At 44.6% G+C, this 21589-nt stretch carries 24 protein-coding genes and 1 other annotated feature; of the genes, 21 read left to right on the top strand and 3 right to left on the bottom strand.

The annotated features are described in order from the left end of the window. Window positions 1-33: 33 nt before the first annotated feature. From R8389_RS05320 to R8389_RS05310, 3 genes are all read right to left on the bottom strand, one after another. Window positions 34-933: a peptidylprolyl isomerase PrsA gene (locus R8389_RS05320; RefSeq protein ID WP_317637008.1), complete on the bottom strand. Its 900-nt coding sequence runs from the start codon at window positions 931-933 to the stop codon at window positions 34-36. A 138-nt stretch (window positions 934-1071) separates the two neighbouring features. Continuing rightward, on the bottom strand, window positions 1072-1410 hold the full coding sequence (locus R8389_RS05315; RefSeq protein WP_317637007.1) for a hypothetical protein: 339 nt from the start codon (window positions 1408-1410) through the stop codon (window positions 1072-1074). Between the two features lie 13 nt (window positions 1411-1423). Next, a complete protein-coding gene (locus R8389_RS05310; protein ID WP_317637006.1) occupies window positions 1424-1855 on the bottom strand; it encodes an HIT family protein in 432 nt (143 codons plus the stop codon). Between the two features lie 89 nt (window positions 1856-1944). Here R8389_RS05310 and R8389_RS05305 point away from each other — a divergent pair, with 89 nt between their 5' ends. The 21 genes from R8389_RS05305 to yqeK all read left to right on the top strand — a co-directional run bounded on the left by R8389_RS05305 (window position 1945) and on the right by yqeK (window position 21585). Then, a complete protein-coding gene (locus R8389_RS05305; protein ID WP_317637005.1) occupies window positions 1945-2685 on the top strand; it encodes an ABC transporter ATP-binding protein in 741 nt (246 codons plus the stop codon). Then, entirely contained in the window at window positions 2678-3880 is a 1203-nt protein-coding gene (locus R8389_RS05300; protein WP_317637004.1) for an ABC transporter permease, read from the top strand. The genes R8389_RS05305 and R8389_RS05300 overlap by 8 nt, the downstream gene beginning before the upstream one ends. After that, window positions 3880-4539 (top strand): tRNA (guanosine(46)-N7)-methyltransferase TrmB, encoded by a 660-nt coding sequence (gene trmB, locus R8389_RS05295; RefSeq protein WP_317637003.1) that lies wholly within the window; start codon window positions 3880-3882, stop codon window positions 4537-4539. Before R8389_RS05300 ends, trmB begins: the two co-directional genes overlap by 1 nt. A gap of 37 nt (window positions 4540-4576) precedes the next feature. Beyond that, complete coding sequence (locus R8389_RS05290) at window positions 4577-4897, top strand: thioredoxin family protein (protein ID WP_317637002.1); 321 nt, start codon at window positions 4577-4579, stop codon at window positions 4895-4897. A 17-nt stretch (window positions 4898-4914) separates the two neighbouring features. Continuing rightward, the gene (gene ytpR / locus R8389_RS05285) at window positions 4915-5556 is read left to right on the top strand and encodes a YtpR family tRNA-binding protein (protein ID WP_317637001.1); all 642 of its coding nucleotides are present in this window, start codon (window positions 4915-4917) and stop codon (window positions 5554-5556) included. A gap of 129 nt (window positions 5557-5685) precedes the next feature. Further along, a complete protein-coding gene (gene murC / locus R8389_RS05280) occupies window positions 5686-6996 on the top strand; it encodes a UDP-N-acetylmuramate--L-alanine ligase (RefSeq protein ID WP_317637000.1) in 1311 nt (436 codons plus the stop codon). A gap of 186 nt (window positions 6997-7182) precedes the next feature. Then, window positions 7183-9858, top strand: coding sequence for a DNA polymerase I (gene polA, locus R8389_RS05275; protein ID WP_317636999.1), 2676 nt, complete (start codon window positions 7183-7185; stop codon window positions 9856-9858). Window positions 9859-9871: 13 nt separating this feature from the next. After that, window positions 9872-10702, top strand: coding sequence for a bifunctional DNA-formamidopyrimidine glycosylase/DNA-(apurinic or apyrimidinic site) lyase (gene mutM, locus R8389_RS05270; RefSeq protein ID WP_317636998.1), 831 nt, complete (start codon window positions 9872-9874; stop codon window positions 10700-10702). Continuing rightward, entirely contained in the window at window positions 10699-11301 is a 603-nt protein-coding gene (coaE, locus tag R8389_RS05265) for a dephospho-CoA kinase (RefSeq protein WP_317636997.1), read from the top strand. The genes mutM and coaE overlap by 4 nt, the downstream gene beginning before the upstream one ends. A 1-nt stretch (window position 11302) precedes the next feature. Next, window positions 11303-11770, top strand: a complete 468-nt coding sequence (nrdR, locus tag R8389_RS05260; RefSeq protein WP_317636996.1) for a transcriptional regulator NrdR — start codon at window positions 11303-11305, stop codon at window positions 11768-11770. A 2-nt stretch (window positions 11771-11772) separates the two neighbouring features. Then, the gene (locus R8389_RS05255; protein WP_317636995.1) at window positions 11773-13125 is read left to right on the top strand and encodes a DnaD domain protein; all 1353 of its coding nucleotides are present in this window, start codon (window positions 11773-11775) and stop codon (window positions 13123-13125) included. Between the two features lie 9 nt (window positions 13126-13134). Continuing rightward, window positions 13135-14034 (top strand): primosomal protein DnaI, encoded by a 900-nt coding sequence (gene dnaI / locus R8389_RS05250; RefSeq protein ID WP_317636994.1) that lies wholly within the window; start codon window positions 13135-13137, stop codon window positions 14032-14034. Between the two features lie 291 nt (window positions 14035-14325). Continuing rightward, the gene (thrS, locus tag R8389_RS05245; RefSeq protein ID WP_317636993.1) at window positions 14326-16257 is read left to right on the top strand and encodes a threonine--tRNA ligase; all 1932 of its coding nucleotides are present in this window, start codon (window positions 14326-14328) and stop codon (window positions 16255-16257) included. Between the two features lie 143 nt (window positions 16258-16400). Next, window positions 16401-17222 carry a transporter substrate-binding domain-containing protein gene (locus R8389_RS05240; protein WP_317636992.1) on the top strand — a complete coding sequence of 274 codons (822 nt, stop codon included), beginning with the start codon at window positions 16401-16403 and terminating at the stop codon, window positions 17220-17222. A gap of 110 nt (window positions 17223-17332) precedes the next feature. Next, window positions 17333-17444: a sequence feature (ribosomal protein L20 leader region), on the top strand. 38 nt (window positions 17445-17482) lie between these two features. Beyond that, a complete protein-coding gene (gene infC / locus R8389_RS05235) occupies window positions 17483-17995 on the top strand; it encodes a translation initiation factor IF-3 (protein WP_317636991.1) in 513 nt (170 codons plus the stop codon). Between the two features lie 22 nt (window positions 17996-18017). Then, window positions 18018-18218, top strand: a complete 201-nt coding sequence (gene rpmI / locus R8389_RS05230) for a 50S ribosomal protein L35 (RefSeq protein ID WP_317636990.1) — start codon at window positions 18018-18020, stop codon at window positions 18216-18218. Between the two features lie 34 nt (window positions 18219-18252). Continuing rightward, window positions 18253-18609 carry a 50S ribosomal protein L20 gene (gene rplT / locus R8389_RS05225; RefSeq protein WP_317636989.1) on the top strand — a complete coding sequence of 119 codons (357 nt, stop codon included), beginning with the start codon at window positions 18253-18255 and terminating at the stop codon, window positions 18607-18609. Between the two features lie 104 nt (window positions 18610-18713). Further along, window positions 18714-19238: a YqeG family HAD IIIA-type phosphatase gene (locus tag R8389_RS05220; protein ID WP_317636988.1), complete on the top strand. Its 525-nt coding sequence runs from the start codon at window positions 18714-18716 to the stop codon at window positions 19236-19238. Beyond that, window positions 19231-20340 (top strand): ribosome biogenesis GTPase YqeH, encoded by a 1110-nt coding sequence (gene yqeH / locus R8389_RS05215; protein ID WP_317636987.1) that lies wholly within the window; start codon window positions 19231-19233, stop codon window positions 20338-20340. The genes R8389_RS05220 and yqeH overlap by 8 nt, the downstream gene beginning before the upstream one ends. An 8-nt stretch (window positions 20341-20348) precedes the next feature. After that, a complete protein-coding gene (locus R8389_RS05210; protein ID WP_425604620.1) occupies window positions 20349-20993 on the top strand; it encodes a nicotinate-nucleotide adenylyltransferase in 645 nt (214 codons plus the stop codon). Continuing rightward, window positions 20986-21585, top strand: a complete 600-nt coding sequence (gene yqeK, locus R8389_RS05205) for a bis(5'-nucleosyl)-tetraphosphatase (symmetrical) YqeK (protein ID WP_317636986.1) — start codon at window positions 20986-20988, stop codon at window positions 21583-21585. Before R8389_RS05210 ends, yqeK begins: the two co-directional genes overlap by 8 nt. Window positions 21586-21589: the final 4 nt, after the last annotated feature.

Genomic DNA, 21589 nt, shown 5'->3' with positions numbered 1-21589 from the left:
ATTGAAACTTCTTTTTTAGTTGATATCTATGAATTACTTCTTAGAAGCAGGTGTATCAACGTATGATGATAAGACATCCTTAAGATCCTTATCCTTGATTTGCGGATCGGCCTTCTTCAAAACCTTAGCAATTACGCTGCGTAAGGTTTCTTGGTTTTGTGACATTGACCGGTAAATTTGGTTGTCAATTTCCTTCTTATGCGAAGCAAATGATCCCTTACCTGGGTGCTTAATCATTCTAATAACGTGGTAACCAGATTGGGACTTAACTGGTTCCTTGGTGGTTTGACCCGTCTTCAGCTTAAAAGCAGCCTTCTTAAATGCAGGATCTAAACTTGAATCAGTTGAGTCAAACGCTGGCAGTTTACCGGCATCAGACTTGGTTCCAGTGTCTAGCGAATATTTCTTAACCAATTCCTTGAAGCTCTTGCCGTCATTCAGTTGCTTAATGATGTCTTCGGCCTGGGATTTCTTTGAAACAAGAATATGCTGAACGGTAACTTTAGGTTGGTATGATTTCCAAGCGTCCTCTTCTTGTTTCTTAGAAACTGATTTAATGTCCTTTAAGGCTGCTTCTGTAAGCAAGTTGGTTCTTAAGCTCTTCTTAAAGCTAGACGTAGTCATTCCATTTTGTTGCAATACAGCATTGAATTGACCAGCATACTGCTTTTTGTAGTTTTTGAACTGCTTGTCTACTTCATCCTTAGAAACTTTACTGCCGTATTGTTCCTCTAAAGACCGATTGATGATCATATTTGCTAGCGTGGTCTTACCTGCTTGCGATTCCTTCATCTCATCGTAATAGTCTTGCTGGGTAATCTTACCGCCCTTGTATGAAGCAACCGTCTTGCCGTTATTAGAACAAGCAGCAGTTGATAAAGCAAGACCTGCAACTACGACAGCTGCAGCTGCCTTCTTAAAATATTTATTCATAAAATAAATTCTCCACATCCTTATTAAAATAAGTCACTATTAATTAAGTCACTGTTACCTAATATAACATAAACTGACGCATTCAGTTTTTTAAATTTCCATTTTTTAGCAAAACGCAAACTTTCCTAAGATTAACTGTTAATCTATCTCCTTGTGAGGCGCGCGGGCGTGTTGGTCAATAAGTTCGGCTTGGTGCTGCATTTTATTAACCAAGCGGGCAGTACTGGTCTGATAGTAGTCAAGTTCATTTTCCAGTTCAAACATAGTTTTTTGCACTTTAGGTAATGCCTGGTCAAACTCTTGCTCCGCTGCTTGCAACTTGTGTACGGCTGCAGTTAAGTCACCTGCATCAGTCTTGGCAGCTTCAAACTGAGCTTGGATCGGTTGGCCCAGCCGGTGACCGTTTTTATCTTTGACCAAAGCTAGAATAATCCCAGTGGCCGCACCGACGGCTAGTCCTAAACTAAATTCTTTCATAAATTTTCCTTCCTTAAAATTGTTCCTTGATTTTGGTGGCGATTTTTTCGTAATCAGCTGAGGTATACTTTTCCGCATTGTTACGGGTTGCTAGTTTTAAGCCGTCACCCTCAAAGCGAGGAATAAAATGAACATGCGAGTGCATAACCACTTGATTGGCACTAGCTCCGTTGTTAGTGGTGATGTTCATACCGGTGATGTTAGTATCAAACTCCTTGATTGCGTTGGCGATGGCTGGAAGGTATTGTAAGTACCTTCGTGCATCCTCAGGAGTATAATCCAGCAAATTAATAATATGTTTTTTGGGTACCATCAGGGTGTGCCCTGGATTGACCTGCGATAAGTCTAGAAAGGCTTTAACGTCATCATTTTCAAAGACGGTGTAGCTTGGTACAGTGCCTTGAATAATTTTACAAAATAAACATTCCTTATCTAACTCAGCCATTTTTAAACCTCTTATTTCAAAATTTAGTTTCTATCAATATCATGCTATCATATTAAATAAGTAAATTCATTAAAAGAAAGACGAGAATTATGGTTCTGAAAATAGAGCACTTAACCGGTGGGTACACGGGTGTGCCAGTCATTAAAGATATCAATTTGGAAATTAAAGCAGGCGAAGCATTGGGACTAATTGGTCTTAATGGTGCCGGTAAATCGACTACAATCAAGCATCTTCTGGGTCTTTTGCGTCCGCAAAAGGGACAGATTAGGTTGAATGATATCGACTTGAGTCGCCAACCAAGCGACTTTAAACGTCAGGTTGCTTACATTCCTGAGACCCCCGTGCTCTATTCCGAATTAACCCTCAAGGAGCACCTAGAACTAACTATGATGAGTTACCACTTGAATGAAAAAAATGCCTGGGTCAAAGCTCAAGAGCTATTGCAGCTATTCAGGTTGGATGACAAGTTGGAATGGTTACCGATTCATTTTTCAAAAGGGATGAAGCAAAAAGTGATGATTGTCAGTGCCTTTCTAGCCGATACCAGTCTACTAGTGATTGATGAACCTTTCACGGGACTTGATCCGCTAGCGGTCAGCAACTTGATTACATTAATTAATGAAGCGACTGCTGCAGGCAAGATGGTGCTCATGTCGACCCACATCTTGACTGGGGCCGAACAGACCATCTCCCATTACGCTGTGCTCAACAATGGCACCATCGAAATGGTTGGTAGCCTTAACGCAATTCGCGCACATTATGGCCTAACGGAAGCGGACCCGATCGACCGCATTTACCAGGTTCTCAATCAGGAGCAGCAAAATGCGTGAGCTGGCTCAAGCAAGGTTGCGCAAGAACGTGCAGCAATCGCTCAAGTACCTAATGCTGGTCTTTAACGACTTTTTTATTTTAGCCTTAATGTTTTTGTTTGGTGGGCTAATGTTTTGGTATGCTCAAGCAATGAAGCAGCTGCCGACTGCTTTGTGGTTTTATCGGCCGCTAGTTGGCCTCCTGCTTGGCACACCGCTGCTAGTCGGGAAGTTGGTAACACTCTTAAAACCGGCCGACTTGCAGTTTTTATTACCCCAAGATGATGGCTTGCGGCTATATTTAAAACCGCTTTTTAGCTACAGTTTGATCGTGCCCACCATCATTTTGTTACTACTAGCGGGTATCTTATTTCCTTTTGCGGCGCTTAAGGCACAACTGCCAACCTTGAACTATCTTTTTGCTATTGTGCTGGTTTTACTGGCTAAAACATTGCAGTTGAAGGTGCAGGAACACAACCTTTTTGCAGGACGAAAGCTTGCGCTTGCGCCGGTCACCTTGAGTTTGCTTTTGCTTTTGGCAGTGGCAATGGTCAAGCCTAATAGTATCTATGGGCTGGTTGTGCTAGTTGCGGTCTGCATCATTTTGCTCACTTTAAGACCGCAGGCAAGTCCGTTAGTTGACTGGCCGTATGCAGTTGACCAGGAAGAAAAGCGCAAAAATCGAGTTTACACCGCCTTTTCGATGTTTACGGACGTGAAAGAAAAACAAATTAGTATTAGTCGCCGGCCTTATCTAGACTTTTTGCTACCCCGGCATTTGGACCGTGAAACTCCCAACCGCTTCTTATACCGGCGGGCCCTCTTGCGTAATCCCGAATACTTGAATTTGTTAGTTCGCATGACCGCCTTTGCGGTGCTAGTTTCCTGGTTAGTGCAAAATACTTGGTGGGCCCTTGGCTTAACCTGTTTAGTCGTCTTTTTGACAGTCTATCAACTATTACCGCTCGTTTGTGAATTTGATGATAATATCATGTACAGGGTCTATCCCATCGAGCGGACCCAACGGGGCCGAGACTTAATAACTGTTTTGGCGCTTGCCTTACTGCTGCAGTGGCTAATTATCGGCCTCTTTTGGCTGGTTCTGTTACCGATAAACTTGCAGTTGTGGGAGGCAATTGGTAGTTTGGTCATTTGGACTAATGTTCTTTTAAACCTTTACTTGCCATATAAAATAAAGAAAGGGAAGATTAATTAATGAGATTACGAAAAAAGCCCTGGGCCGTTGACCTGGTTCAGGCTCATCCAGAAAGTGTGCTTGACCGACCAGACCCGTCCAAGCAGATTGACTGGTCGCAGCGCTTCAGTGATTTTAGTCGGCCGCTGGCCATTGAAATTGGCTCGGGTAAGGGCAGATTCATTGCCAGCTTGGCTGAACAACACCCGGAAATGAATTTTGTGGCCGTTGAATTACAAATAACGGCTGCGGGCATAATTTTACGTAGCAAGTTAGAAAAAAACTTGACCAACCTGCAGATTTTGTGTGCGGATGCTGTCAATCTCGATGCCTTCTTTCCGCCTCACCAGGCCGAAGTGCTTTATCTGAATTTCAGTGATCCCTGGCCCAAGACACGGCATGAGAAGCGGCGCTTGACCTATCAGACCTTTTTAGAGAAGTATCAGACCATTTTAACGAGCGGGGGTGTGGTTGAATTTAAGACAGATAACGCGGGCCTATTTGCCTATTCACTACAAAGCATGAATAACTATGGCGTGTATTTTGACTTTGTCTCTGTCGACCTGCATCATGAGGCTGCAAAAGTGCTGGCTGCCAACGTAGAAACGGAGTATGAGCACAAGTTTGCGGTCCAGGGTAATCCGATTTATGCACTTCACGCCAGATTTAGGGTAAAATAAAAGGATAAACTACCAAAACTAATAGCGAGGTTTTATTATGGAACAAATTAAACAATTAGATGAGGCAAAATTAACTGAACTTACTGGCAAGGGACGAGTTGTCCTGGAATTTTCTGCCGATTGGTGTCCAGATTGCCGATTTTTGGAACAATTTATGCCTGCAATTGAGCAAGATTTTGCCGATAGCAAGTTTGTGCAAGTCGACCTCGACGGAGCAGTTGAGGTCGCAAAGAACCATGATATTTTGGGCATTCCTTCATTTGTGGTCTATCAAGATGGTCAAGAAGTTGGGCGACTAGTTAATAAGGAACGCAAAACTAAGGACCAAGTTGAAGACTTTTTACGGTCGATTGACTAAGTGAAAGAGGATTTTAGATGATTACTAGTATCAATAAGCGTAGCTATCCTAACACCTTGATTGTTATTTTAGGGCAAGACCAGGGGCTGAGTAAGTATGAGGAACAGGGCGAGGTAACCCGGATTGCTGATGAAACAGGTAAGACGATTGGTTATAATTTTTTCAATGTTGACCAGGTGATTGATTATGACAAGTTACCGGATGGTCAAGTTAAATTGACTGACGACCAATTGCTTGCCCTAAATCAAAAATTAACTTCTGCTGGTTTTGCTGATCAACTTGCTTATGGCCAGCCAACGCTAGTTTATGGTTACGTCAAGACCTGTGAAAAACATCCGGATTCAGACCACCTACACGTTACAACTGTTGATGTCGGTGGTGAGGAATACCAGATTGTTTGTGGAGCGCCTAACATTGACCAAGGCCAAAAAGTGGTGGTTGCTCTGCCAGGAACCTTGATGCCTAATGGCCAACAAATTTGGCCAGGAAAACTACGCCAGGTTGATTCCTATGGCATGATTTGCTCGGCTCGCGAATTAGGGCTCAAGCATGCTCCACAAAAGCGGGGCATCTTGGTTGTACCCGATGACTTTACCGTGGGTGCAGCATTTGATCCAGTGAAGTGCGATGAGCTGTTAGCAAGTGGTGTGCTTGCCTAAAAAAAGAACTTCCCGTTGAGGAAGTTCTTTTTTTGACAAAGTTATTTGATTTGGCGTGGTGCTGCTGCCCTTTTTACCTAAAAATGGTAGAATGGTAAGCGATTGAATTATATTGGGGGAGCTAAGGGAATGTTAGATAAGAACAAGCAGATTTGGCTAATTGGAATTAAGGGTACCGGAATGGCTGCACTGGCTATGTTGCTCAATGATCTGGGTTATGAGGTTGCCGGTAGTGACATTGAAAAATATACCTTTACCCAGGAACCACTTGCAAAAGCAGGCATTAGGGTCTTGCCCTTTGCTGCAGCTAACATTAAGCATGGCGGTCAGGTGATCGTCAAGGGCAATGCCTTCAAGGCTGATAACATCGAGGTACGCGCCTGCGAGGAGCAGGGGATTTCATGGCAGAGCTATCCCGATACGGTTGAAGAAATTGTCAAAATGCATACGAGTATTGGCGTTTCAGGTACTCACGGGAAGACTTCGACAACTGGCTTATTAGCCCAGGTAATGACTGAGGCAGCTCCGACCTCCTATCTGATTGGTGACGGCCAAGGCAAAGGAATCAAGGATTCGCGCTTCTTTGTTTACGAAGCTGATGAATACCGGCGCCACTTCCTCGCCTACCACCCGGATTACCAAATTATGACTAACATTGATTTTGACCATCCCGACTACTTTAAGGACCAGGATGATTACACTTCAGCCTTTCAGACTGCTGCTGATCAGACACAAAAGGGCTTGTTTGTCTGGGGTGGTAATGACCGCTTACGTCAATTACAGACCAAGGTTGCCAAGTATAGTTACGGTTTTAATGATAGCGATGACTTCCAAGCTGTTAACGTGAAGAAAATGACGACTGGTTCAACTTTTAATGTGGTGGCCCACGGGGCAGACTTAGGGGAGTTTACTATTCATCTCTTTGGTGACCATAGCATCCTGAATGCGACGGCTGTAATTGCAGTTGCTTATACCGAAAAAATCCCCTTAGCCGAGATCAAAAAGGGACTACTTGATTATCAGGGAGCAAAGCGCCGCTTTGCTGAAAAAGACTTTGGCGACGTTAAGATAATTGATGATTATGCTCACCACCCAACCGAAATGCGGGCTACCATTCAGGCAGCGCGGCAAAAGTTTCCGCACCAGCGCCTGGTTGTCGTTTTTCAGCCGCATACCTTTTCGCGGACTAAGAAATATGCTGCCGCTTTTGCTGAAATCTTGCGTGGAGTTGATAAGGTTTATATTACGCCAATTTATGCTTCGGCGCGGGAAGCAGGCGGAGATATCTCAAGTGCCGACCTAGTGGCCCAAATTCCTGGTGCTGAAGATATTGACCTTGATAACATGACTGAACTGGCAAAAAATAACGACAGTGTGATTGTCTTTATGGGTGCGGGCGATATTCAGAAGTATGAAGATGCCTTGGAAAAGTTACTCTAACTAAGTTCAAGTAGAAAGACTGTTACCTTATAGGTAATGGTCTTTTGGGTTGCCTGCTTATTCCGTTTAAAATTCTAGTTAAGCAGATAGAAGAAGCGAACCCGAGACCACATCCTGCAGCAAGCCGCAAAAACTGTTAAAATGGTAGTTGAGTTAATCAACTGCTTTGATGGATGAGGAGATTTAATGGCTGATCAAAAATTACTTTTAATCGATGGTAATTCCATTGCCTTTCGGGCTTTTTATGCGTTGTATCGCCAACTTGAGAATTTTAAAAATTCCGAAGGCTTGCATACTAATGCTATTTATACTTTTAAAAATATGCTTGACGTGTTGCTCGCTGAGGTTAAACCCAACCATATTTTGGTGGCTTTTGATGCTGGTAAGACAACCTTTAGAACGGCCATGTACGGCGAATATAAGGGCGGCCGCCAGAAGACCCCGCCAGAATTGCTTGAGCAGTTACCGTATATTCAAGAATTACTCCATGATCTCGGTATTTCAACCTATGAACTGGAAAACTATGAGGCTGACGATATTATTGGCACTTTTGCCAGATTAGGTGAAGAAAAAGACTTTAAGGTCACAGTTGTGACCGGCGATAAGGACCTGACCCAGCTTGCCACGAGCAAGACGACAGTTATGGTAACTAAGTCGGGTGTGATGAACTTAGAAAACTATACGCCTGAGCATATGAAAGAAGTTAATGGGGTTACCCCTACCCAGTTTATTGACATGAAAGCACTCATGGGTGATAACTCGGATAACTATCCGGGCGTAACTAAAGTTGGCCCCAAGACGGCCTCACAGCTAATCCAGAAGTATGGGTCGCTTGAAAATCTCTATGACCATATTGATGAAATGAAAGAATCCAAGCTGAAGGAGAACTTGCGCAATGATCGCGATCAGGCTTTTTTGGCCCAAAAGCTGGCCACAATTGAGCGGGCTACACCGGTTACAATTGGTCTTAAGGAGCTTAAGAAGCGCAAGCCAGACTACCAGAAGTTGCGTCGTTTTTATGAAAAGATGAACTTTCAAAAGTTTCTTGGTGAATTGGATCCGGCAGGTGATAATGCAGGCGCAACCCAGGCAAAGACGAAAACAGTGAAAGTTGATTATACCGAATTAACCGAAAATAATCTTGCTGCAATTAAGCCAGCTGAAAAACAGCCAATTAGTTTTTACCTTGGCCTACTGGGTGCTAATTACCACTTGGCCGACTTTGTTGGCTTTGCCATCAAAACGCAAGCTGGAATCTTTGTTAGCCGGGATGTAAATCTGTTAAAGACAACTGGATTAAAGCGGCTATTGGAAGATGATCAGCTTAAAAAGAACGTCTTCGACTTGAAACGGACGGTAGTTGGGTTACACCGGCTAGGAATTGAAGCTGGCGGGATTGATTATGACATGCTCCTGGCTTCGTACTTAATTAATAATGAAAATAATTCTGATGACCTGGGTGAAGTTTGCCGGATGTACGGTGAAAATTCGGTCAAAAGCGATTACGCGGTCTATGGTAAGGGCAAGAGTGTCAAAATTCCAGAAGATGACCAGGTCTTGTTCAACCACTTGGCCGGTAAGGTTAAAGCACTAGCAGAATTAAAACCGACCTTGCTAGATCAACTTAAAGAACACGAGCAAGATGACTTATATGCCAGTATCGAAATTCCCGTTGCGCGAGTATTAGCAACTATGGAAATCAGCGGTATTAAGGTTGAGGCGGCAACTTTAAGCGAGTTGCAAAATGAATTTGCGGTGGAGCTTAAAGAGTTAAAGCGTAAAATTTATCAGGAGGCTGGCGAAGAGTTCAACCTCAATTCCCCTAAACAACTAGGACACATCCTGTTTGAAAAAATGGGCCTCCCCCCGATTAAAAAAACTAAGACAGGTTACTCGACTTCAGTTGACGTTTTGCACCAACTGCAGGACCAAAGCCCGATTATTGCCCAAATCTTGACTTACCGGCAAATCGCTAAGATTCAGTCAACTTATGTCAATGGCCTCTTAGACGTCATTCAACCAGATGGACGGGTGCATACCCGCTACCTGCAAACTTTGACTGCAACTGGCCGCTTATCGTCAGTTGATCCTAACTTGCAGAACATTCCAACCAGAACTGAAGAGGGTAAGCAAATTAGAAAGGCCTTTGTACCAAGTCAGGCTGATGGCTATATCTTTTCCTGCGACTATTCTCAGATTGAATTGCGGGTTTTGGCCCAGGTTTCAGGGGATGAGCAGATGCAAGAGGCCTTTAGAACCGGCTATGATATTCATGCTCATACGGCCATGAAGATTTTCGGCTTAAAGTCACCGGACGAGGTTACGCCATTGATGCGGCGACGTGCTAAGGCAGTTAACTTTGGGATTGTCTATGGCATTTCGGATTACGGCTTGTCCAAAAATCTTAATATCAGTCGGCAGCAAGCCAAAGAGTTTATTGATAATTATTTCGCCCAATATCCGCAAATCAAGGAATACATGGATAAGGCGGTTCAAGTAGCGCGAGAAAAGGGCTATGCCGAAACAATTATGCACCGGCGCCGGTACTTGCCAGATATCCATGCCAAGAATTTTAATGTGCGTTCATTTGCAGAACGAACAGCAATTAATTCGCCAATCCAGGGATCAGCTGCTGATATTATCAAAATTGCGATGATCAACATGCAAAAGAAGTTGGACGACCTGCAGCTGAAGAGCAAAATGGTGGTGCAGGTGCATGATGAATTGATTTTTGATGTACCTAAAGAAGAGCTGGCTACAATTAAGGAAATTGTACCGCAAGTGATGCAGGCAGCGGTGCAGCTCGATGTTCCACTAGTAGCGGATTCAGGTTATGGTCATAATTGGTTCGATGCAAAGTAAGGAGTAATAACTAATGCCAGAAATGCCGGAGGTTGAAACGGTTCGGCGCACCTTGTTGCCGTTAATTAAAGGAAAAACCATCAAAGAAGTTAAGCTGTGGTATCCCAAGATTATTGCCAGTGACCCACTGGAATTTACTAGTCAGCTTGCCGGTAAAAAAATCGTGACGATTGACCGCTATGCCAAGTACTTACTGCTTCGTCTTAGTGGACAGTTAACAATTGTGTCGCACTTGCGCATGGAAGGAAAGTATCGCTTAGTAAGGGCTTCTGATCCGAAGGGGAAGCACGATCATGTTCAGTTTGTTTTTACCGATGGAACAGGCTTACGCTATAATGATGTGCGTAAATTCGGGCGGATGCAGTTGGTGAAGACGGGAACGGAAAAAATCGTAACCGGGATTAGTAAACTAGGTGTGGAACCCAATTCAAGTGGCTTTACCAAAGCTGCCCTGGTCAAGGGCATGGCCGGCAAAAATAAGAGCATTAAAAATGCCCTGCTGGACCAATCCGTCGTGGCGGGGCTAGGCAATATATATGTCGACGAGGTCCTATGGGAAAGCAAAATTCATCCCTTGAGTATGGCCAACCAAATTTCTAAGTACAAGCTTGGTCAACTTCATGACAACATTAACGCGCTGATTGCACTTGCCATTGCGGAACGTGGGACGACCGTCCACACTTATCTTGATGCCAACGGACAGACCGGTGGTTTTCAGAAAATGCTGCGCGTTTATGGTCACCAGGGTGAACCATGTCAGCGCTGTGGTACCCCCCTCGAGAAGATCAAAGTTACGGGACGCGGGACGACCTACTGCCCGCACTGCCAGGTGTTGTACAAATGACGTTGGTCTTGGGCCTAACGGGCGGGATTGCGAGCGGTAAAAGCACTGCTGACCGTTTTTTTAGCCAAAACCAGGTTCCCCTGATTGATAGCGACCAAATTGCGCACGATCTTTTAAATGTTGGAGCTGCCGGTTATGCTGCGGTAGTAGAGCAATTTGGCCCAGCAATTGTCAACTCTGACCAAAGTATTAACCGGGCTAAACTAGGACAGTTGGTGTTTGCTAAACCAGCGCAACGGGAAGTTTTGAATAATATTACCCACCCGTTGATTTTTCGGGAAATTCAGACTAAAATTACGCAAAATAGGCAAGCTAAAGTCCCGCTGGTGGTTTTTGATGCTCCGCTATTGTTTGAGTCTGGCGGCCAAAAATACTGTGACCGCACCTTGCTAATCGCTTTACCCGCACAATTGCAGTTGGAACGGTTGATGGCGCGGGATCGGCTAAGCCGCCAAGCAGCCCTAGAGAGAATTCACAGTCAAATGTCGCTAGCCCAAAAAGCTAAGTTGGCTGACTATGTCATTGCTAATACTGGTACAATAGAAGAATTAGAGAGCAAGCTAAAAAAATTGCTAGGTGAACTAAAGAAGGAGGACTAAAATGGAATGTCCTAATTGTCGGCAAAATGCCTCACGCGTAATTGATTCGCGTCCCAGTGATGAAAATCGGGCAATCAGACGGCGGCGTGAATGTGAAAATTGTGGTTTTCGCTTCACCACTTTTGAACGGGTTGAAACGACTCCCTTATTGGTCATTAAAAATGACGGAACACGTGAACCGTTTAGCCGAAAAAAAATTCTCCATGGTGTGATGGCAGCAGGGCAAAAGCGTCCAATTACTAGCGTCCAATTCGAGCAACTCGTTGACCACGTTGAAAATAAGGTAAGGCAACAAGGCATTAGCGAAATCTCGTCCAAGAAGATTGGGCAATTAGTGATGGATGAACTAGCTAATATTGATGATGTTGCTTATATTCGTTTTGCCTCGATCTACCGTGAGTTCAAAGATATGTCGAGCTTCATGAAGACCATGGAAGATATGATGGCTAAGCGCGAGAAGGGGGATTAACTGTGTCTAAGACCCCTAATCCCAAGCAGCCCTTCTTCATTACTAACCGGGTAGAGGTGTCCGCGCCAGAATTGCGTACCTTGGTCAAGCTTTATCAACCATTGGTGGGCTCCCAGGCACTAGCTCTTTACCTAAGTTTAAACGAGGATTACCGTTCTGATGCAATTTTGTCGGACTCCCAGGCCATCTATCAATTGTTTGAACAACTAGACTGTGACGGTAAGAGTCTTTTTGCAGCCCTTCATAAGCTGGAAGCGGTGGGGCTAGTGCAGACCCGTCTGGCCAATAATGAAATTATGGGTGAAGTTTTACTTTTTCAGCTGACCAGCGTGCCAAGTAGCAGTGAATTTTTTGCGACCGCGTTGTTAGCCAGCCTACTTAAGGAAAAGGTGGGCGTTACTGCCTTTCAAAAATTGAGTCGCGACTTTGCTCGTGAAAGTAAGCGCAATGAAAATCAGGTTAACGGTATGCAGAATGCCCAAGACATTTCGGCCTCGTTTATGGAAGTTTTTCGCTTACCGGCAGCAGAAGCAATTGACCCTTCGCTTGAAGTTAAGCAAGCCGCGCGCGAAAACCAGCCTCAAAAGGATGCTAGAGCTAGAATTAATGAAGATGACCACATTGATTGGGACTTTATGAAGCAGCAGTTTGAAATTTATCAAATTGCTGGCCCTGAAATTGATCGCAACCGTGAAGCAATTCGCGGCGTAATGCGGACCTATGGCTTGTCGGAGCAGGAATTCGTAGATGAGGCGCTGCCTTGTTTGCACGGCGATTACCAGCTTAATATGACTTTGGTGAAGCAGACCATAGCAGCCAGCGTACATGCGGATCGCACGCGCCAACAAATGAAGGCAGCAACGCCGACAACTGCTAACCGCGCCAGCAGTGGCGCTGGCTTAGAACCGCAAGCACAAAAGGTTCTGCAGTTGGCCCAGACCAAGTCGCCGGCCCAATTTTTGTATAAACTAAAAACAGCTAAAAATGACTATGTAGATGCTAGTGAGTATAAGGTAATTGATAGTTTATATAATGAAAAGGGTATTCCGGCGGAGCTGCTCAACATCTTAACTTATGCTTGCCTGAAGAGTGGTTCCAATATTTCTTATCGATTAGCCAATAAGATTTTGCATGACTGGCTGCAGCACGGGGTCAAAGATGGTCGTCAAGCCCTTGAATATCTGGCCCAAAGAGAGCAGAATAAGGGACAATACCAGCGTCTTTATGCGCCCCAGAAGCGGGTTGAAAAAGGAACTGATTGGAGCAAGCATCAGGCAAAGGAAAGGACAGATGTTTCGGCGGATGATTTGAAAAACTTTTTCAAAAATCTTGAAGACGAAACCGGGTTAAGTTAGGTGAATATGATGCAATCGATTGGTGACTTTATGGATAAAAATATTGCGAGTTTAGCCCAAAAAGAAAATCCGGCAGCGATCCGGGAACAGGTTCTGGCAGAGCCTAAAGTGCGAGCGTTTCTTAAAGCCCATGCGGACCAGATTACCCCAGATATGATTGAAAAAAGTTTGTCCAACCTCTATGAATTTTGCATGCAGCAGCATAAGCAGGATCCGGTGACCAGGGACTACCAGCCCCAGCTGATTTTGAATAGTAATGCAATCGATTTACAATATGCTCCGAAAGCTAGTAAGATTGCTCATGATTCCGAGCTCAAGGCCAGGAAAAATGTCAGCTTGATTAACTTACCGCAGTCTTTACATGAAGTTAGCCTGAGCGAACTGGAAGTGACAAAAGGGCGGACGGACGCATTAGCAGAAATTCGACAATTTTTAGCCAAATACCAGGAAAATGTTCACCAAAAGGGTCTGTACCTTTATGGTAATTTTGGCATCGGCAAAACCTACATGCTGGCTGGCCTAGCTAACCAGCTGGCGGCTTGGAACAAAAAGGTGGTGTTCTTGCATGTCCCAACCTTTATCGCCACGCTGTCCAGTCACTTTGGTGATAATTCTTTGCCAGATGAGCTTCAGCGTATTTCTAACTGTGATGTGTTGATTTTAGATGATATTGGTGCCGAAACGCTTAGCCAGTGGTCTCGGGATGAGGTACTCGCAGTTATTTTGCAGAGCCGCATGGACAATGTTCTTCCGACCTTTTTTTCAGCAAATATGGCAATGGACGACTTGGAAGAACACTTCAAGGAAACTAAGAATGCCCTTGATCCGGTCAAGGCGGCGCGGCTGTTAGAGCGGGTGCGAACACTGGCAACTGAAGTGACAGTTTCGGGTCAGAACCGGCGAAGGTAAATTAAAATAACCTAAAAAATAATTTGCATTCGTAATTTCTTTATGTATAATGATATTCAATGAATGAACATGATGCGGCTCAACTCAGAGAGAGAGACAGCTTCTGGAAGTTTTTCAAAAGAGTCCGCACCCCACTCATTTCACTAGTAATGGTTATTAAAAGGGTGAATTCCGCTATCAATTCGTAATGAGATAGGTTACATGTTTAACCTAATTATGGGTGGAACCACGTTAATAGCGTCCCAGTGCAGATTGCACTGGGACGCTTTTTTGATTATTTTGGAGGTAATTATGGGTTTTTCAATTATTTTGCCAGATGGCGCCCAAAAGAACTATGACCAGGCAGTCACCATCGGTGAAGTAGCACGTAGCATTTCAACTTCTTTAGGTAAGGCGGCACTTGCCGGCACCGTTGACGGCAAATTGCGGCCAGTTGACTTTGAGATTACGCATGCTGCCCAGGTGGCAATTATTACTGATCGAGATGAGGCCGGGCTTGCAGTCTTGCGGGCAACTGTCGCATTCGTGTTAGAAGCGGTGGCCAAGCAAGCATATCCGCAAATGCGTTTGGGAGAACATGCAGCAGATGAAGAGGGCTTTTTTGTTGATACTGATAAGAAAAATCAGATCAAGATTAGCGAGTTACCTGAACTGGAAAAGGCGGTTCAAAAAGCGATTAAGGCTGGCGACCGGATTGAAGCCGTACTAATGCCAAAAGCAGAGCTAGCAGAACTTTTCAAAGATGATCCTTTTAAGCTGGACTTGTTAGACCAGGAAGCCGATGAAGTGCAAGCATATCGGTTAGGCGACTTTGTTGATTTTGGCTTTAAAGCCCTATTGCCTAATACTGGTAAAATCAAACAATTTAAGTTGCTGTCGGTGGCTGGTGCATACTGGCAAGGGCAGTCGTCTAATCCAATGCTGCAGCGCATTACCGGTACTGCCTTTTTCAAAAAGGCAGACTTGGATGAAGATCTCAAGCGCCGAGCTGAAATTAAGGAGCGCGACCACCGGACGATTGGCCGCGATTTGGACCTCTTCTTTGTTGACCCGAAAGTGGGCGCAGGCTTACCATACTGGCTACCTAAGGGTGCAACTATTCGCCGGGTGGTTGAGCGCTACATTATTGATAAGGAAGTGGCTGCTGGTTACCAACACGTTAATACGCCAGTGCTAATGAACCTGGATGCCTACAAGACTTCCGGTCACTGGGCGCACTACCGCGATGACATGTTTCCACCGATGGATATGGGTGACGGTGAAATGTTAGAGTTACGACCGATGAATTGTCCGTCCCATATTCAAATTTACAAGCATCACATCCGCTCCTATCGTGAGTTGCCGATTCGGATTGCTGAATTAGGCATGATGCACCGCTATGAAAAGTCTGGGGCCTTGTCAGGGCTGCAGCGGGTCCGCGAAATGACCTTAAACGATGGCCACACCTTTGTTACTTTGGAACAAGTACAGAAGGAATTTGCCAAGACGCTGAAGTTAATTACCGATGTCTATGAAGACTTTGATATTACTGATTACTACTTTAGACTTTCATATCGTGATCCTAAGAACACTGAGAAGTACTTTGCCAACGATGAGATGTGGGAGCGCAGCCAGTCAATGCTAAAGAAGGCTATGGATGATATGGGACTCGATTATGTTGAAGCTGAAGGTGAAGCTGCCTTTTATGGTCCTAAGCTCGATATTCAAACTAAGACTGCTCTGGGAGCAGATGAGACAATGTCAACAATCCAGTTAGACTTTATGTTGCCGGAACAGTTTGATCTATCATATGTTGGACAAGATGGCGAGGATCATCGTCCGGTGATGATTCACCGCGGTATTGTTGGAACAATGGAACGGTTCATTGCCTATTTGATGGAAATTTACAAGGGTGCCTTTCCAACTTGGTTGGCTCCGATTCAGGTAGAAGTTATTCCGGTTAATTTGGACGCTCACTCTGATTATGCTAAACAAGTTCGTGATGAACTCAATAAGCAGGGCTTTCGGGCAGAGACAGATCTGCGCAATGAAAAATTAGGCTACAAGATTCGGGAGACACAAACCCAAAAGATCCCATATACGCTTGTTCTGGGAGATAAGGAAATGAAGACTAATTCAGTCAACGTTCGCCGCTATGGCACAGAGGAAGAAGTGGCTAAGAGTTTGACCGAGTTTAGTCAAGAAATTGCTCAAGACGTTCAAGCATATTCAAGGAAACATTAGTGAGTTAATACTGACAGTACATATTCTTTCAAGCCTTTATCCGGCCCATTAGTCTAGGTTTAGATGACTGGTGACTAAGAGAGTAATAAAGACCAAGTAGATATAGAATTCAACTAATAACTTGGTTAAGCGAGGAAAGCAGCATGAAAAGTAAGATTTGGCCAACTATCATCATATTTTGTAGTATTTTGCTAACTGCTTGTGGAAAAAAAGAAGCAGACCAGGCGACATTAAAGAACGTTCAAGCAGCTAAAACAATCACTTGGGCGATTGAATGTGATAAGCGCTTGTTTAGTTTGACTGACACTAAGGATAATATTGAAAAGGGCTTTGATGTTGATATGGCCAAAGCGGTCACGAAAGAAATTTTGGGTTCGCAGGGCAAGGCTAAGTTTGTCCTGGCTACTGCACAATCGCGTATTCCCTTGCTCAAGAACCATAATGTTGATGCGGTTATTGCTACGTTAACCATTACTCCAGACCGTGCAAAAATAGTTGATTTTTCGCGGCCATATTTTCAAGCCGGCCAGTCTCTGTTGGTTGCGCGTAATTCCCCAATCAGGGGTATTCGTGATCTCCCGCGCAAGACTGTCATTGGCATTGTTGGTGATAATTCAGTTGAAATGATCAAAAAATTGGTTCCCAAAGCCAAAGTAGTAACTATGCAAGATTATGGTCAGGCTGTTTCAGCCTTGAAGTCAGGCCAAGGGGACGCACTGACTAGTGATAATAGCGTGCTGTACGGCTTAGCGGTTCAAAATCCGGGTTTAGCAGTCCGCGGCGGCACGTTCACCCACGAGCCATATGGTATTGCGGTCAATAAGCATCAGGATGCCTTTCTTAAGGCCATTAATCGGGCCCTTGCCAAGATTCAGAGGAGCGGAGAGTACAATCAGTTAATCAAGAAGTGGTTCAGTAAAGTTCCAGGTTTTAACTACCGAAAAATGTACTACCAGGGTAAATAAGTTAGTTATTCCTAAAAAGCGGTAAAAGCCAGCAGCTGCTGTCAGCTGGGATGATCTTTTAACTAAATTGATTGACCGGTCGGCGTGAACTGTGTATAATTATGATAGTTGAGAACAAGAAGGAGCCTCCCGCTTCTCGCCTAAGTTAAGTTAACCTCTGGGCTAATCGATATTTTCTGTTGATTAAGAGCGGGTAACTTATGCCCGCTCTTTTCTTGTCCTCGCGATTATCATGGAGGTGAAGAATTATACCGAAGAATATGATATTAAACGATCAAATTCGTGCTCGCGAAGTTCGTTTAATTAACGAAGATGGTCAACAAGTTGGTGTTGTAACAAAGACTGAAGCCTTGCGCCAAGCAAGCAGTGCAAATTTAGATTTAGTTCTGATTTCGCCCAATGCCAAGCCACCAGTTGCTCGGATTATGGACTATGGTAAGTTCCGCTTTGAACAGCAAAAAAAGGTCAAAGAGTCCCGGAAGAAGTCCAAAACGGTTAACGTTAAAGAAATCCGTCTTAGTCCTACAATCGAGGGCAATGACTTCAACACGAAGTTAAAGCATGCGCAAAAGTTCCTGACTAAAGAGGGTGCTAAAGTACGTGTTTCGATTAGGTTCAGGGGTCGAGCTATCACTCACAAGGAATTAGGACGCGAAGTGCTAGAAAAAATGGCAGAAGCCACCGCGGATATTGCTACTGTAATTAGCAAGCCCAAGATGGAAGGCCGTTCAATGTTCTTGATGCTCGCTCCCAAGAGTGATAAAAGTAAATAGTTAAATTTGGAGGAATTAGAAAATGCCTAAAATGAAAACTCACCGCGCTTCTGCAAAGCGTTTTAAAAGAACTGCTACTGGTAAGCTGAAACGTCATCATGCTTTTACTGGTCACCGTTTCCATGGTAAGACTAAGAAGCAGCGTCGTCATTTGAGAAAGGCTGCTTTAGTTTCACGTAGCGACTTGAAGCGCATTAAACAAATGCTCTCGCAAATGCGTTAATCATGAAATAAAGACGATTTAGGAGGAATTTTAAATGCCAAGAGTTAAAGGTGGAACAGTAACACGTAAACGTCGTAAGAAGGTTATGAAGCTTGCCAAGGGTTACCGCGGCGCCAAGCATTTGCAGTTTAAGGCTGCAAGTACCCAATTATTTGTATCTTACAGATACGCATTCCGCGACCGGAGAAGACGCAAGAGCGACTTCAGAAAGTTATGGATTGCTAGAATCAATGCTGCAGCAAGGCAAAACGATCTTTCTTACTCGAAGTTGATGCACGGCTTGAAGTTAGCTGGGGTGGACATTAACCGCAAGATGCTAGCTGATATTGCTTACAACGATGCCGAGACATTTGCAAAATTAGCTGCAACAGCTAAGAAGAATTTAAAATAACTTTAAGATGGCGCTAAAAGCGTCATTTTTTATGGCTAAAAGTAGCATTTAAAGGGCCTAGTTTGATATATTAATCTAGGCAGTGTAAGCGAAAGGGAAGTTGGATGTTATTTAGACCGCGTTATACGATTGATGCAATCTACCATCTAAAGACAGAGGTGCTTTTGCAAATGGGAATTAAGGCAGTCTTCTCGGACTTGGACAATACGCTTTTGGCCTGGAATGAAGTTGAAACGGCTAAGGAAATGGACCGGTTGAATCGCCGGCTGGGTGATGCCGGAATCAAGTTGGTTGTTATTTCTAATAATAATGCTCAACGAGTAGGCCAGGTTCTCAATCCGTACCACATTGACTTTGTTGCTAAGGCGCGTAAGCCATTACCATTTGCGATTAGCCGCAAGCGGCAGGAATTAGCTTTAACTAAAAAGCAAGTGATGATGGTCGGCGATCAACTGATTACTGATATTCAGGCTGGCAATTTGGCCGGCGTCGAATCTGTCTTAGTTAAACCTTTGGTTGAGACGGATAAATGGAATACCCGAATTAATCGGTTCTTTGAAAAAATCATTTTTGGCATTTTGGGGATTTTCCGCCCGGTAACTTTTAAGGAGACGTTAAAAAATGGATGAGGATATTATTTGCATTGGTTGCGGAGCAGTCTTGCAAGCAGACCAGCCTGACCAAGCGGGTTATTTACCGCCCGCCCGGCTGCAGCAGGCTAGCGCTGAAGAGGATATTGATGTTTATTGCCAACGTTGCTTTCGCTTGCGCCATTATAATGAAATTATACCGGTCAGTGCTAATAACGACGACTTTTTGGCTTTACTTAACTCATTAGCCGCCAAAAAGGCACTGGTAGTCAATGTTGTGGATCTCTTTGACTTTACCAATTCACTCTTGTCGTCACTTAAACGATTTATTGGTAATAATGACTTCATTTTGGTTGGCAATAAATTTGATCTTTTTCCAGAAAATTCACGGCAAAGCCGGATTAAGGACTGGATGAGACAAGAGGCTAACCGCGTTGGTCTCTTTCCCAAAAAGATTTTTTTAGTTAGTGGCAAAAACAAAAAAAATCTAGCGGATTTAATCGCCTATTTGGAACGGAGAACTCGCAACCAAGACGCCTACTTTGTTGGGATGACGAATGTTGGCAAGTCAACGCTATTGAATGCAATTATTGACCAAATGGGCGACGTGAAGAATTTAATTACCACGTCACGCTTTCCGGGAACCACTTTGGACAAGATTGAAATTCCGCTCGACAATGGTCACTACCTGGTAGATACACCGGGAATTATGACAGAAAATCAGTTGGCCACGCGCTTAAATGCACAGGAATTAGCGGTCGTTTCTCCGCAAAAACCGCTAAAGCCCGCAACTTACCAGCTAAAGCCAGGCAATACGCTCTTTTTGGCTGGGTTGGGGCGGATCGACTATTTACACGGTGAACCGACGAGCTTCACCGTGTATGCAGCTCGAGGACTTTACGTCCACCGGACAAAAACTGTGCAGGCAGACGACTTTTATGCCAGACACCTAGGTGAACTGCTTGCGCCTCCTGCAAGTGAGGATAAGTTGCCACCTTTGCAGGGGCAAGAAATTCACACTAGCAGTAAAAGTGACCTATTATTTGGTGGAATCGGCTTTGTCACGGTTGCAGCAGATTGCTTAGTAAAAATCTACACTCCTGCTAGAATTGGTTTAGGTATCAGACGCGCATTGATTTAGGAGAAAAAATGATTGCGATAGCGAAAAGTTTGGCAGAAAATCCCACGGTTGCAGTGGCAGCAGAAAGAGCAGTAGTGGCAGATAAGGGAAGACAAATCGGCCTGCTAGGCGGCACTTTTAACCCGATTCATATTGGTCACTTGATTGTAGCCGAGCAGGTGCTGATCAAGTTGCATCTTGATGAAATTTGGTTCATTCCCACCAATATTCCGCCCTTGAAAGATGCCCCAACGGTTTCTGTGCAAGACCGCACGAATATGCTGGAATTGGCAACACAGGATAATCCGCATTTTCAAGTAAAGCTATTTGAGTTGCAGCGCGGGGGTGTCTCATATACCGTTGATACTTTGCGGTACTTGCGCAAAACCCAGCCAGCCAACCACTATTACTTGATTATGGGCAGTGACCAGGTTAATGCACTAGGTAAATGGAAGGAGCCAACCCAGCTAGCCCAAATGGCCACTCTGGTTGGCGTGCAACGGGCAGGTTATCCTCAACAGGCGCCATTACCAATGATTTGGGTAGATGTGCCAGCAGTTGAGTTAAGTTCAACTGCAATTAGGCAAGCGATTGCAAGTGGTGGCTCAATTAGGTACCTAGTACCGGCAGCAGTTTGCAATTATATTCAAAAAAAGGGGCTGTATCATGACTGACTTATTCTTTAAAAACACCTACTCACCCCTGACTAGTAGCGAGCTGATTGCCCAAGAAAGGGGCAATATGGCTGAAGACCGCTTTGGCCACTGCGTGCGGGTCAGTCAAACGTCCCGCAAACTGGCGCAGCTGAATGACTATGACGAGGACAAGGCAGCGCTGGCTGGCTTTGTCCATGACTACGCCAAGCAGGTGCCGGTTGAGGAGTACCGCGAGGTCATCAAGACCCAGGGCTTTGATCCAGACCTACTGGTCTGGGGGCGCCGCATTTGGCATGGTATGGTTGGCACCTACTTCATCAAGCGTGACCTCAAGATCACCGATGAGGAAATTTTAACGGCGGTCAGCCGCCACACTACGGGCGACACTACAATGACGACCTTGGACAAGATTGTGTTTATGGCCGACTATATTGAACCTGGCCGGGACTTCCCTGGTGTGGAAGAGGCAAGCGCCGTCACTTATGCTGACCTAGACGAAGGCGTGGGCTACCAACTGGCGCACACGCTTGACTTTTTAATCAAGCAAAGAGATAAGATCTATCCCCGCACATTAGATGCATACAATGTGTGGAGTATCAAAAATAAATAAGGAG

It is taken from the genome of Lactobacillus xylocopicola, assembly GCF_033096005.1.
GTDB classification, from domain to species: Bacteria; Bacillota; Bacilli; order Lactobacillales; family Lactobacillaceae; genus Lactobacillus; species Lactobacillus xylocopicola.
The sequence above is the reverse complement of the archived record's forward strand: the minus strand, read 5'-3'. Positions and strand labels throughout refer to the sequence as shown.

Excerpts from the sequence above, each read along its gene's own strand:
- R8389_RS05320 (WP_317637008.1), bottom strand. The coding sequence starts at position 933 with ATGAATAAATATTTTAAGAAGGCAGCTGCAGCTGTCGTAGTTGCAGGT.
- R8389_RS05315 (WP_317637007.1), bottom strand. The coding sequence starts at position 1,410 with ATGAAAGAATTTAGTTTAGGACTAGCCGTCGGTGCGGCCACTGGGATT.
- R8389_RS05310 (WP_317637006.1), bottom strand. The coding sequence starts at position 1,855 with ATGGCTGAGTTAGATAAGGAATGTTTATTTTGTAAAATTATTCAAGGC.
- R8389_RS05305 (WP_317637005.1), top strand. The coding sequence starts at position 1,945 with ATGGTTCTGAAAATAGAGCACTTAACCGGTGGGTACACGGGTGTGCCA.
- R8389_RS05300 (WP_317637004.1), top strand. The coding sequence starts at position 2,678 with ATGCGTGAGCTGGCTCAAGCAAGGTTGCGCAAGAACGTGCAGCAATCG.
- trmB (WP_317637003.1), top strand. The coding sequence starts at position 3,880 with ATGAGATTACGAAAAAAGCCCTGGGCCGTTGACCTGGTTCAGGCTCAT.
- R8389_RS05290 (WP_317637002.1), top strand. The coding sequence starts at position 4,577 with ATGGAACAAATTAAACAATTAGATGAGGCAAAATTAACTGAACTTACT.
- ytpR (WP_317637001.1), top strand. The coding sequence starts at position 4,915 with ATGATTACTAGTATCAATAAGCGTAGCTATCCTAACACCTTGATTGTT.
- murC (WP_317637000.1), top strand. The coding sequence starts at position 5,686 with ATGTTAGATAAGAACAAGCAGATTTGGCTAATTGGAATTAAGGGTACC.
- polA (WP_317636999.1), top strand. The coding sequence starts at position 7,183 with ATGGCTGATCAAAAATTACTTTTAATCGATGGTAATTCCATTGCCTTT.
- mutM (WP_317636998.1), top strand. The coding sequence starts at position 9,872 with ATGCCAGAAATGCCGGAGGTTGAAACGGTTCGGCGCACCTTGTTGCCG.
- coaE (WP_317636997.1), top strand. The coding sequence starts at position 10,699 with ATGACGTTGGTCTTGGGCCTAACGGGCGGGATTGCGAGCGGTAAAAGC.
- nrdR (WP_317636996.1), top strand. The coding sequence starts at position 11,303 with ATGGAATGTCCTAATTGTCGGCAAAATGCCTCACGCGTAATTGATTCG.
- dnaI (WP_317636994.1), top strand. The coding sequence starts at position 13,135 with ATGCAATCGATTGGTGACTTTATGGATAAAAATATTGCGAGTTTAGCC.
- thrS (WP_317636993.1), top strand. The coding sequence starts at position 14,326 with ATGGGTTTTTCAATTATTTTGCCAGATGGCGCCCAAAAGAACTATGAC.
- R8389_RS05240 (WP_317636992.1), top strand. The coding sequence starts at position 16,401 with ATGAAAAGTAAGATTTGGCCAACTATCATCATATTTTGTAGTATTTTG.
- infC (WP_317636991.1), top strand. The coding sequence starts at position 17,483 with ATGATATTAAACGATCAAATTCGTGCTCGCGAAGTTCGTTTAATTAAC.
- rpmI (WP_317636990.1), top strand. The coding sequence starts at position 18,018 with ATGCCTAAAATGAAAACTCACCGCGCTTCTGCAAAGCGTTTTAAAAGA.
- rplT (WP_317636989.1), top strand. The coding sequence starts at position 18,253 with ATGCCAAGAGTTAAAGGTGGAACAGTAACACGTAAACGTCGTAAGAAG.
- R8389_RS05220 (WP_317636988.1), top strand. The coding sequence starts at position 18,714 with ATGTTATTTAGACCGCGTTATACGATTGATGCAATCTACCATCTAAAG.
- yqeH (WP_317636987.1), top strand. The coding sequence starts at position 19,231 with ATGGATGAGGATATTATTTGCATTGGTTGCGGAGCAGTCTTGCAAGCA.
- R8389_RS05210 (WP_425604620.1), top strand. The coding sequence starts at position 20,349 with ATGATTGCGATAGCGAAAAGTTTGGCAGAAAATCCCACGGTTGCAGTG.
- yqeK (WP_317636986.1), top strand. The coding sequence starts at position 20,986 with ATGACTGACTTATTCTTTAAAAACACCTACTCACCCCTGACTAGTAGC.